Origin of the sequence: Bariatricus sp. SGI.019, assembly GCF_050315235.1 — a bacterium.
In the GTDB taxonomy this organism is placed as follows: Bacteria; Bacillota; Clostridia; order Lachnospirales; family Lachnospiraceae; genus JAFBIX01.
In genome coordinates this window covers 86762-99053 of the sequence record NZ_JBNPOQ010000010.1, presented here as the reverse complement: position 1 = coordinate 99053, position 12292 = coordinate 86762, and the positions used below count along the sequence as shown (strand labels likewise).

Sequence of the window (12292 nt, the reverse complement as noted above, 5' to 3'; positions counted from 1 at the left end):
ATGGCTCGAAATGTATATACTATAAAACAGGTAAATGCATATATTAAAAATATGTTTACCCAGGATTATATGCTGAACCGTATCTATGTGAAGGGTGAAGTCTCGAACTGTAAGTATCACACATCAGGACATATATATTTTTCATTAAAAGATGAGTCTGGAACGATTGCCTGTGTTATGTTTGCAGGGCAGCGAGGCGGACTCTCTTTTCGTATGAGCGAAGGTCAGCAGGTAGTGGTTCTGGGATCGGTAAATGTCTATGAGCGAAGTGGTTCCTATCAGCTCTATGCCAGAGAAATTCATCTCGATGGAGATGGGCTTCTCTATGAACGTTTTCAGATGTTGAAGAAAGAACTGGAAGAGATGGGTATGTTTGCGCCTGAGTATAAAAAGCCGATCCCGGCCTATGCCAGACGGATTGGTGTAGTAACGGCTTCCACAGGAGCCGCAATCCGGGATATTATGAATATTACTGCGCGCAGGAATCCTTATGTCCAGCTGATACTATATCCTGCCCAGGTACAGGGCGAGGGAGCAAAGGAAAGCATTGTACGAGGAATCCAGATGCTGGAAAAAGCAGATGTTGACGTAATGATTGTGGGCCGTGGCGGTGGTTCGATAGAAGATTTGTGGGCATTTAATGAAGAAGAAGTTGCCAGAGCAATCTTTAACTGTAGTATTCCGATAATCTCTGCGGTTGGTCACGAGACGGATACTACAATTGCAGATTATGTGGCTGATCTTCGGGCACCGACTCCGTCAGCAGCTGCAGAATTGGCGGTCAGTGATGTTCGGCAGACCGAGCAGCGATTGCAGGAATATCAATTCAAAATGAATCGACTTCTGGCTCAGAGGATACAGATGGAACGCCTTCGTCTGAAAGAACTACAGACAAGGTTAAAATATCTACATCCACGTTACAAATTACAAGAACATCAGCAAAGAATCGTGGAATTAGAAGATCGACTTCGGGCGTTGATGGATGGGAAGGTCAGAGATGCCAGACACAGGATGGCTATTTACATGGAGATTATGAAAGGATTATCGCCGATTCAAAAGCTGAATCATGGTTTTTCGTATGTAGAAAGTGAATCAGGAACTGTTGTTAAAAGTATTGAGCAAGTGCGTCCGCAGGATCTATTGTCCGTGTATGTGACAGATGGAGTAATACACGCTGTTGTGGAAGAGGTGAAGGAGGAGCAGCATGGCTAATCAGGCAGAATTACAAGAGGGACAGAATCTGGAAGAACTTTTTGGTCAACTGGAAGATACGATCCAGAAGATGGAAAAAGAAGAAATTTCTCTGGAAGATTCTTTTCAGTTATACCATAAAGGTATGGATCTGTTAAAACAGTGTAATGATAAAATAGACAAAGTAGAGAAAAAAATGCTGATATTAGATGAAGAGGGAGAGACTCATGAGTTCTAAAGATGATTTTCAGATACAAATGAAGCAGAAAGTTCAGAATATCGAGGGTATCTTACAGGAATATCTTCCGAAACAGAAGGGATATCAAAGCGTCATAATGGAAGCGATGAGTTATAGTCTTCTGGCTGGTGGAAAGCGTCTGCGGCCAATGCTGATGCAAGAGACATACTCTTTGTTTCAGGGAACTTCCAAAGCGATTCAGCCATTTATGGCAGCAATTGAGATGATACATACTTACTCTCTTGTGCATGATGATCTACCGGCGATGGATAATGATGAGTATAGACGTGGAAGAAAAACAACGCATGTGGTCTATGGAGAAGATATGGGAATTCTGGCGGGGGATGCCTTGCTTAATTATGCATTTGAGACTGCTTTTAAAGCTTTTGTGTCAGATCCAGAAGATGGACTTTTGATTGGAAGAGCATTGACGGTTTTGGGAGAAAAGGCCGGAATATATGGTATGATCGGCGGTCAGGTGATTGACGTAAAAGAGACAGGACATGCCGTGACCAAAGAGGTGTTGGACACAATCTATGAATTGAAGACGGCAGCGTTGATAGAGGCATCAATGATGATTGGTGCAATCTTGGCTGGTGCTACTGAGGAAGAAGTAAAAAAAGTGGAAAAAATTGCTCATTATGTAGGAATTGCTTTTCAGATTCAAGATGATATCCTGGACGTGACTAGTACAGAAGAAGTGCTTGGAAAGCCAATTCACAGTGACGAAAAGAATGAAAAGACGACGTATGTCACATTAATGGGAACAACTGAGGCGGGAAAGGTCGTAGAGGAACTTTCGGAAAAAGCAATTGGACTTTTGCATCAGTTATCAGGAGAAAATAAATATCTGGAACAGTTGTTGATTCAACTGATTCACAGAGACAAATAGAGGGGAACCTGATTATGTTAGAACGTATACAAAAGGCAAATGATATTAAAGAACTGAATCCAGATGAGTTAGATCAGTTAGCGGAAGAAATCCGACATTTTTTGATTGAAAAGATTAGTAAGACAGGTGGTCATCTTGCATCTAATCTTGGGGTCGTGGAATTGACAATGGCTATGCATCTGGTCTTTCAGCTTCCAGAAGATAAGATTATCTGGGATGTCGGTCATCAGGCTTATACACATAAGCTTTTAACCGGAAGAAAAGAGGGATTTGATGATCTGCGTAAATATGGAGGAATGAGTGGCTTCCCTAAGCGCAAAGAAAGTGCCTGTGATGCGTTTGATACCGGGCACAGCTCTACATCTATATCGGCAGGGCTGGGTTATGTTCATGCCAGAGATATCAAAGGAGAAAAATATCATGTTATCTCAGTGATCGGAGATGGTTCACTGACTGGAGGAATGGCGTATGAAGCACTGAATAATGCGTCACTTCTAAAGACTAATTTTATAATTGTATTGAATGATAATAAGATGTCGATATCAGAAAATGTAGGAGGAATGTCTAAGTATCTGGCAGGACTTCGAACAGCAGATATCTACACTGGCTTAAAAAAAGGAGTAACCAATGCACTGAATAAGATTCCTGTGGTAGGAGAACATGTAATTGATCAACTCCACCGGACAAAAAGCAGTATAAAGCAGCTAGTCGTTCCTGGTATGTTTTTTGAAGATATGGGAATTACTTATCTGGGGCCGATCCCTGGACATAATCTATCGATGCTGTGTAAAGCATTTCATGACGCACAGAAGATAGAGGGACCTGTACTGCTTCATGTGATTACCGAAAAGGGAAAAGGATATGAACCTGCAGAAAAACAGCCTGATAAGTTCCATGGAATTGGACCATTTCAGATTGAGACTGGAGAACCAGAAAGTCCCAAAAAGAGAGACAGTTATACGGATGTCTTTGGTAAAGTCCTTTGTGATGAGGCCAGAAATCATCCGGATATTGTGGCGATTACGGCAGCTATGACGGATGGGACTGGTCTAAAACGATTCCGACAGATGTATCCAGAACGTTTTTTTGATGTTGGAATTGCAGAAGAACATGGAGTTACATTTGCAGCAGGTCTGGCAGCCGGAGGAGTGCATCCGGTATTTGCTGTGTATTCTTCCTTCCTTCAGCGAGGATATGATCAGCTGATTCATGATGTAGCACTTCAGAATCTTCCGGTTGTTTTTGCTGTTGACCGTGCAGGATTGGTAGGCAGTGATGGAGAGACGCATCAGGGAATCTTTGACTTGTCTTATTTAAGTAATATTCCTAATATGGTAGTCATGTCGCCGAAACACAAATGGGAGTTAGCGGATATGCTTCGGTTTGCATTGTCTTATGATGGACCAATTGCGCTTCGGTATCCAAGAGGAAGTGCTTATGATGAATATGAAGATTTTCGAGAACCGATCATGCTTGGAAAGAGTGAGATGATTTATGAAGAATCAGAGATTGCAGTTGTATCTGTTGGTCATATGTTCGAAGACGCGGTAAAAGTACGGGAACAGCTGAAAATGGCAGGATATTCTTGTACGCTTGTGAATGCAAGATTTGTAAAACCGATTGATGAAGAAATGATTCGAAAGCTTGGCAAGAATCATCGTTTGATTGCAACGATTGAGGAAAATGTGCAGACGGGTGGTTATGGCGAACATGTGTTGGAGTATGTATCCAGGGAAAATTTAAATGTAAAAGTACTTCCACTGGCACTTCCAGATGACTATATAGAGCATGGAAGTATTGAAGTATTACGGAAAGAAACTGGAATTGATGTTAAGACGATGACCAGAAGAATTCAGGAACTATATGATAAAATGTGGGAGAGAGTATGAAAGAACGTTTAGATGTATTACTTGTAAAAAGAAATCTTGCTCCGTCGCGTGAGAAGGCGAAAGCAATCATAATGTCAGGCAATGTGTTTGTGGAGGGTCAACGGGAAGACAAGGCAGGTACGACTTTTGCAGAAGAAGTTCAGATTGAAGTGAGGGGACATACACTTCCGTATGTGAGCAGAGGCGGTTTGAAATTAGAAAAAGCAATTAAGAATTTCGATGTAAGCGTGGCGGGAAAGGTCTGTACTGATGTCGGATCTTCTACTGGCGGGTTTACAGATTGTATGCTGCAGAATGGAGCAGTTAAGGTCTTTGCTATTGATGTTGGACGTGGGCAGCTTGATTGGAAGCTTCGACAAGATGATAGAGTTGTATGTATGGAAAAGACAAACATTCGTTATGTGACACCAGAAGATATTGGTGAACCTGTTGATTTCTCATCTATAGATGTGTCGTTCATTTCACTGACTAAAGTGCTGTTGCCAATCCGTAATTATCTTAGAGAGAAAGGACAGATTGTTGCTTTGATTAAACCGCAGTTTGAGGCGGGAAGAGAAAAAGTTGGAAAGAAAGGTGTAGTACGGGAGAAAAGTACACATTTGGAAGTAATAACAACTGTTATTGAGTATGCGTTATCTATTGGTTTTGATGTATTGAATCTGGAGTTTTCGCCAATCAAAGGACCAGAAGGAAATATAGAATATCTGGTTCATTTGGAAAAATGTGAGGGCTCCGGGGAAATAACGGGCAATGTTGACATACAGGACATTGTAGATCAGGCATTTGACACTCTTGCAAAAAATTAAGGGGAAAGAACACAGATTATGGACAGGTTTTTAATTGTTACAAATGACGGAAAAGATAAAGATCACGCTATTACCAATCAGATAATGAATCTGTTGGAATTTGCTGGAAAAGAATGCATTTTATGCAAAAAAGATGAAAATAAAAAGATTATTCGGGATTCCGTGCCAGCTGAAATCGGATGCGCAATCGTGATTGGGGGAGATGGCAGCCTGATTGAAGTGGCTCGTATGCTTTGGAAACGAGAAGTACCGATTTTGGGAATTAATATGGGAACACTTGGTTATCTCACAGAGGTTGAAGTAACACATATCGATGAAGCTTTTCAGCAAATGTTGAAAGGCGACTATACATTTGAAAAACGAATGATGCTGCAAGGGATCTTTGATGACGGAAGTTGTGATGTCTCCTTAAATGATATTGTGGTATCCCGTAAAGGAGAGCTGCGAGTTATTCATTTTCGATTATACGTGAATGGGGAATTGTTGAATTCTTATGAAGCAGATGGAGTTATATTGTCGACACCGACAGGTTCCACTGCATATAATTTATCGGCTGGAGGGCCAATTGTTGAGCCGACTGCATCATTGATCGTAATTACACCGATTTGTTCTCATGCGTTGAATACAAGCAGTATTGTATTGTCAGCAGAAGATGAGATTGTAATTGAGATCGGTGAAGGCCGTAATGATTCGGAAGAAGAAGTATTTGTTACGTTTGACGGAGCAGATACGGTAGTCCTTAGGACCAAAGACAGAGTCACGGTGAAAAAGTCAGAAGCATCTACAACGATTATGAAGTTAAGTAATATCAGCTTTTTGGAAACATTACGTAGAAAGATGAAAGGAAATTAGCGTCATGAAAGTAAACAGACATGCAAAGATTATTGAACTAATTAATAAAAATTACATTGAAACGCAAGAAGAATTAGCAGAATATCTGAACAAAGAAGGTTTCAAAGTGACGCAGGCAACCGTGTCCCGTGATATCAGAGATCTGAAATTAACGAAAGTGCCGGCTGAAAATGGCAAGCAGCGTTATGCAGTACATCAGAGCGCTGAAAACGGCATGAGTGAAAAATATATTCGTGTATTGAAAGATGGATTCGTGTCCATGGATATGGCACAAAATATACTTGTTATTAAAACGGTGGCTGGAATGGCAATGGCGGTATGTGCAGCAATTGATGCTATGAAATGGAATGAAGTTGTAGGGAGTATTGCCGGAGATGACACGATTATGTGTGCGATCCGAAGTGTTGATGATACTATAAAAGTGATGGATAAGATTAGTAAGATTGTCTTATAGGAGGCAGAATGTTACAGAGTTTGCATGTAAAAAATCTTGCACTGATTGATGAAATAGAAGTGGAATTTAAAGATGGACTGAATATCCTTACCGGGGAAACTGGTGCAGGAAAGTCTATTATTTTAGGGTCAGTGAATCTGGCACTTGGAGGAAGGTATTCGAAAGATATTTTGAGGCAAGGTGCGGAATATGGCTTTGTAGAATTAACATTTCTGGTAGAAAATGAACACCAGAAGGAAAAGTTGAACAAGTTAGATATCTATCCGGAAGATGGGATGGTGACACTTAGTCGACGCATGATGACTGGAAGAAGTGTCAGCAGAATCAATGGCGAGACAGTGTCAATCGGCCTTTTGAAAGAAGTGGCAGCGATTCTGATTGATATTCACGGACAACATGAGCATCAGTCTCTGTTGTATAAAAAGAATCATCTTGGAATTGTAGATGCATTTGCCAGAGATTCAATCGGTGAATTGCGGCAAAGGACCGAGAAGGCATATAAGGAATATAAAGCTTGTATAAAAAAACTGAATGAGATGCAGACGGATGAAGCTCAGCGCGCGAAAGAACTCTCCTTTCTTAAGTTTGAAGTGGATGAGATCCACAATGCTGATCTTCAGCCAGGAGAAGATGAAGATCTGGAGGTTTTATATCGTCGAATGACGAACAGCAAGAGAATCGTAGAATCAGTGAATGAAGCATATACATACACTAGTGAGGGAAATGATAATGCCAGTGAAGCATTGAGCCGCGCGATTCGTTCTCTTTCAGAAATCGCTGAATACGATGCAAAAGCTTCAGAACTGTATGAACAGTTGGTTGAAGTAGACAGCCTGTTGAATGATTTCAACCGTGAGCTTTCAGAATACAGCAAGACTTGCGAATTCTCTGATGAAGAGTTCTATGAGACGGAAAACCGTCTGAATGAACTGAATCATCTAAAGACAAAGTATGGTGACAGTATAGAACAAATCTGTGATTATTGTAAAAAGCAGGAAGAGAGGATTCGGATTCTGGAGGATTTTGACCATTATCTTGAAGAGTTAAAAGAGCAATGTACGCAGGCGGAAAGATCTTTTGAAGAATCGGCAGAAAAATTGTCAAAACTTCGCAAGGAACAGGCATTCATCCTGGAAACATCAATTGAAGAAGGACTTAAGGATCTGAATTTTGAGGGTGTTCAGTTTAAGATTCAGTTCGAGAAGACTAAAAATTATACTTCAGAAGGAATTGATGATATTGAATTTATGATATCTTTGAATCCCGGACAGCCGTTAAAACCTTTGGCGAATGTTGCATCCGGCGGCGAATTATCCAGAATTATGCTTGCCATCAAGACGGTTATGGCAGAGCGTGACGATATTGAAACATTGATTTTTGATGAAATTGATGTGGGAATCAGCGGAAGAACAGCACAAAAAGTCTCTGAAAAAATGGCTGTAATCGGAAGAAAACACCAGGTAATCTGTATTACGCATCTGGCACAGATTGCAGCAATGGCGGACCATCATTACATGATAGAGAAGAAGACACAAGAAGGAATTACCAGAACGAGTATCTTCCCATTGGATGAAAAAGAATCTATTCATGAGCTGGCAAGAATTCTTGGCGGAGCAAAAATCACAGACACTGTGATTCAAAGTGCTGTTGAGATGAAAGAACTTGCGAATCAGATGAAGTAAAACAGAGTAAATTATTGAAAACATCACATAATAAGATAGATATCCAAAATGGATATCTATCTTTCTTTTTGTCTGATAATAAGTAAAGTGAGGTTGTACGATGAGAAAATACTGGTATCGAAGAATTCTGATTATGATTACAACATTTACGGTTGCTATAAGCAGTGGATATTACATGAATGAATATCAGCAGAATAAATTACAGCAAGAAGTAAATGCAGAGACGGCTTCTGGTAACATGGTGATTCCCGGCGGGATGCCGATAGGAATCTATCTGGAGACAGAAGGCGTTATGGTGCTGGGAACAGAACCAATTACAGGGGAGGATGGGATGGAGTATGAGCCCGGAGCCCACCTTGTAAAAGCAGGAGATTATATTGTCGCTTTGGATGATCAAGAGATTCGCGATAAGGAAGAATTACAGGAAGCTGTCAAACATTTGGACAAGAAAGAGACCATTCTGAAAGTTAGAAGGGATGACGAGTATATTGATATAAAATTAAAACCAGTGTCATGTGGTCAAGAGGGATATAAACTTGGAATCTGGGTCAAAGATAATGCGCAAGGGCTGGGGACCATCACTTTTTTAAATGCTGACAGTCGTTTTGGAGCATTAGGACATGGAATTCATGATGTGGATACTAATACGCTGTTAGAAATTGACAATGGGACCGTATATGAGACCAGTATCAAAGATATTAAAAAAGGAGAAAACGGAACACCTGGCGGCATGGAAGGTATTATTGTTTATAATAATTATAATGTACTTGGCACTATAACTGAAAATACTGATTGCGGGATATTTGGAACAATTGATCGTATTGATTCTCTTTTTACGGATCTAAAACCGATGGAAACTGCATCAAAAGAAGAAATCGAAGTAGGACCGGCAGTTATACGGTGCGCTGTTGAAGGCGAAGTAAAAGATTACGAGATTCGTATTACAAAAATCGACAAAGGAACTCAGGAGATCAATAAAGGAATTGTCATTGAAGTGACAGATGAAAAACTTCTTGAAATCACAGGCGGAATTGTCCAGGGAATGAGTGGAAGCCCGATTATTCAAAATGGAAAACTTGTGGGTGCAGTAACACATGTGTTTGTACAAGATGCTACAAAAGGATATGGTGTATTTATCGAAAATATGCTGAAAAATGTCAAATAATAAAAAACTTGTCGATTAGAGTCAAGTTTTTACGACAGCAATTTCTTGATTTGAGATATGTCAAATTATATAATCAAACTCGACGGTTTTTGATGTAAGAGAAGGAGGCATCGCAGAAAATGGGAGAGATAAATGTGGCAATAGCCGACGACAATGAAAGAATTCTGGATCTGCTTGACGAAATAATAAGCAGCGATAAGGAATTACGACTGGTCGGGAAGGCGAACAATGGGGAGGATATGTACCAACTGATCAAGGAAAAACAGCCGGATGTAGTTCTGCTTGATCTGATTATGCCGAAAATGGATGGATTGAGCGTAATGGAGATGATCGGAAATGATAAAGAATTGAAAAAACATCCTGATTTTATTGTTGTAACAGCAGTTGGACAGGAAAGAATTACAGAAGATGCCTTTAAAAGAGGTGCAAGTTACTACATTATGAAACCTTTTAATAATGAAACAGTATTAAATAGGATTAAACATGCCAATGAGATTATTCGCCATGAATTAAAACCTCAGAATATGGTGAGTCAACAAGAAGAAGTAAAGCCGGAACTTCATCTGGAAACGAAGGTCACTGATATGATTCATGAAATAGGGATACCAGCACACATCAAAGGATATCATTATCTCAGAGATGCGATCATGATGGCTGTAGAGGATATGGATGTACTGAATGCAGTTACAAAAGTCCTCTATCCCACCGTAGCGAAAAAGCATCAGACAACTGCAAGCAGAGTGGAAAGAGCAATCAGGCATGCTATTGAAGTTGCCTGGAGCAGAGGAAAATTAGATACGTTAGATGATTTGTTTGGATATACAGTAAGCAATGGAAAAGGAAAACCCACAAATTCCGAATTTATTGCATTAATTGCGGATACAATTAGATTAGAATATAAAAATTGATTGGTACTTTTCTTCTAAAAAAAAATACGGTATAATATATTTATATTTGTGAGGTTTGGAGGAAAAGTTATGAAAAAAATACTATTTGCAGCGTCAGAATCAGTACCTTTTATAAAAACGGGTGGGCTTGCGGATGTAGTTGGTTCTCTGCCCAAATATTTCAATAAAGAAAAATATGACGTTCGGGTGATGCTGCCAAAATACATGTGTATGAAAGAAGAGTGGATGGAGAAACTTACTTATCATACCCACTTCTACATGGATTTGAATTGGAGAAAGCAGTATGTAGGGGTGTTAATATACGAATATGAAGGAATTACATTCTATTTTATAGATAATGAATATTATTTCAATGGTTTTGCACCTTATGGCGATATGTATGCCGATATTGAAAAATTTGCATTCTTTTCGAAAGCAGTGTTAAGCGCACTTCCATTGATTGATTTCAGACCAGACATCATTCATTGCCACGACTGGCAGACAGGGCTGGTTCCTGTATATCTGGATAATTTCCGTTATGGCAATGAGTTTTATCGCGGAATCAAGACTATTATGACGATACATAATCTGAAGTTCCAGGGCACATGGGATGCTAAGAGAGTAGGGGATATTACGGGACTTCCGGAGTATTATTTTTCCCCGGACAAGTTAGAAGCATATAAAGATGCTAATTATCTGAAGGGCGGAATTGTATATGCGGATAAGATCACAACGGTAAGTAAATCCTATGCAGAAGAGATCAAGATGCCATTCTATGGCGAAAGACTGGATGGGCTGATGAATGCCCGCTCCAATTGTTTGTCAGGTATTGTAAATGGTCTGGATTATGATGAATATAACCCAGAGACAGATACAAAGATTGAGAAAAAATATTCGATCAGCAATTTCCGGCGAGAAAAAGTCAAAAATAAGATTGCTCTTCAGAAAGAACTTAATCTGACTCAGGACAGCCATACGATGTTGATTGGTGTGGTATCTCGTTTGACAGATCAAAAAGGATTTGATCTTGTGGCCTATGTGATGGATGAGCTTTGTCAGGATGCAATTCAATTGGTAGTGCTTGGAACAGGAGAAGCACAGTATGAGAATATGTTCCGCCATTTCGAGTGGAAATATCCAGGTAAGGTATCTGCAAATATTTATTACTCAGATGCACTTTCCCATAAGATATATGCTTCCTGCGATGCATTTTTGATGCCATCTCTGTTTGAACCATGTGGATTGAGTCAGTTGATGAGTCTTCGTTATGGAACGTTGCCGATTGTAAGAGAAACTGGTGGTTTGAAAGATACGGTAGAGCCATATAATGAATATGAAAAGACTGGTACGGGCTTTAGTTTTTCAAATTACAATGCGCATGAGATGCTTGCGACGATACGTTATGCAGAGCGCATTTACTATGATAAAAAGCGTGACTGGAATAAGATTGTTGAACGTGCTATGGCACAGGACTTCTCATGGAATAATTCTGCAAGACAGTATGAGGAATTATACGATAGTATGTAAGAAGTTCGCAAGAGATATGTAGAAGGACGAGGTTATGGATACAAGGACGAAAGAGGCGATTCGTTACTTGGGATATGGAAGCCATGCGGTAGATGATCATACACTTGCTTTAGTGGAAAGTTCGTTTGCGGAACTGGACCAGATAGCGGGAAAGCGAATCATCTATCGCATTTTTGACGTATCCTTCAAGGAGACAGATCGTTTGCAAATTGGGAAGCTGAATATTATCAGTAAAAATCTGGGAAAGAATTTGGCGGGGTGTCAATCAGCGGTCATATTAGGAGCGACTCTTGGTGCAGGAGTAGATATGCTGTTGCGAAAGTACGCGCTGACAGATATGGCCAGAGTAGTTACACTGCAGGCATGTGCAGCAGCTATGCTGGAAGAATATCTGGATGAGTGTCAGCAGAGCATAGGAAAAGAATTAGAAAAAGATAGACTCTATCTTAGGCCGAGATTCAGCCCAGGATATGGAGACTTTCCTATTGAACATCAGGAAATGATCTTACGAATGCTGGATACAGCAAAAACCATCGGTTTAACTATGACAGACAGCAGTATGTTGACGCCGACGAAATCTGTGACAGCCGTCATTGGTGTGAGTCGAAGCAAAGAGCCTTGCCATATGAAAGGGTGTGAAGCTTGTGAAAAAAAAGATTGTATATATCGGAGATGTCCATAGAGGATTGCGGAAGAATGAACAGATGAG

The 12292-nt window shown here is 40.1% G+C and carries 12 protein-coding genes; all 12 read left to right on the top strand.

Annotated elements, in window-relative coordinates; genetic code table 11:
* The 12 genes from xseA (at position 1) to ACQRD1_RS08095 (ending at position 12265) form a co-directional block, all read left to right on the top strand.
* Positions 1 to 1212: an exodeoxyribonuclease VII large subunit gene (gene xseA / locus ACQRD1_RS08150; protein WP_235231521.1), complete on the top strand. Its 1212-nt coding sequence runs from the start codon at positions 1 to 3 to the stop codon at positions 1210 to 1212.
* Positions 1205 to 1429, top strand: coding sequence for an exodeoxyribonuclease VII small subunit (gene xseB / locus ACQRD1_RS08145; RefSeq protein ID WP_235231520.1), 225 nt, complete (start codon positions 1205 to 1207; stop codon positions 1427 to 1429). The genes xseA and xseB overlap by 8 nt, the downstream gene beginning before the upstream one ends.
* Positions 1419 to 2321, top strand: a complete 903-nt coding sequence (locus tag ACQRD1_RS08140) for a polyprenyl synthetase family protein (RefSeq protein WP_235231519.1) — start codon at positions 1419 to 1421, stop codon at positions 2319 to 2321. Before xseB ends, ACQRD1_RS08140 begins: the two co-directional genes overlap by 11 nt.
* Positions 2322 to 2335: 14 nt before the next feature.
* Positions 2336 to 4210: a 1-deoxy-D-xylulose-5-phosphate synthase gene (gene dxs, locus ACQRD1_RS08135; RefSeq protein ID WP_235231518.1), complete on the top strand. Its 1875-nt coding sequence runs from the start codon at positions 2336 to 2338 to the stop codon at positions 4208 to 4210.
* Positions 4207 to 5016, top strand: coding sequence for a TlyA family RNA methyltransferase (locus ACQRD1_RS08130; protein WP_235231517.1), 810 nt, complete (start codon positions 4207 to 4209; stop codon positions 5014 to 5016). Before dxs ends, ACQRD1_RS08130 begins: the two co-directional genes overlap by 4 nt.
* An 18-nt stretch (positions 5017 to 5034) precedes the next feature.
* Complete coding sequence (locus ACQRD1_RS08125) at positions 5035 to 5868, top strand: NAD(+)/NADH kinase (RefSeq protein ID WP_235231516.1); 834 nt, start codon at positions 5035 to 5037, stop codon at positions 5866 to 5868.
* A 4-nt stretch (positions 5869 to 5872) separates the two neighbouring features.
* The gene (argR, locus tag ACQRD1_RS08120; RefSeq protein ID WP_235231515.1) at positions 5873 to 6322 is read left to right on the top strand and encodes an arginine repressor; all 450 of its coding nucleotides are present in this window, start codon (positions 5873 to 5875) and stop codon (positions 6320 to 6322) included.
* A gap of 8 nt (positions 6323 to 6330) precedes the next feature.
* Positions 6331 to 8004, top strand: coding sequence for a DNA repair protein RecN (recN, locus tag ACQRD1_RS08115; RefSeq protein WP_235231514.1), 1674 nt, complete (start codon positions 6331 to 6333; stop codon positions 8002 to 8004).
* Between the two features lie 100 nt (positions 8005 to 8104).
* Positions 8105 to 9169, top strand: a complete 1065-nt coding sequence (spoIVB, locus tag ACQRD1_RS08110) for a SpoIVB peptidase (protein WP_235231513.1) — start codon at positions 8105 to 8107, stop codon at positions 9167 to 9169.
* Between the two features lie 119 nt (positions 9170 to 9288).
* A complete protein-coding gene (gene spo0A, locus ACQRD1_RS08105) occupies positions 9289 to 10077 on the top strand; it encodes a sporulation transcription factor Spo0A (RefSeq protein WP_235231512.1) in 789 nt (262 codons plus the stop codon).
* Between the two features lie 69 nt (positions 10078 to 10146).
* Entirely contained in the window at positions 10147 to 11583 is a 1437-nt protein-coding gene (glgA, locus tag ACQRD1_RS08100) for a glycogen synthase GlgA (protein ID WP_235231511.1), read from the top strand.
* Between the two features lie 34 nt (positions 11584 to 11617).
* Complete coding sequence (locus ACQRD1_RS08095; protein WP_235231510.1) at positions 11618 to 12265, top strand: vitamin B12 dependent-methionine synthase activation domain-containing protein; 648 nt, start codon at positions 11618 to 11620, stop codon at positions 12263 to 12265.
* Positions 12266 to 12292 lie beyond the last annotated feature (27 nt).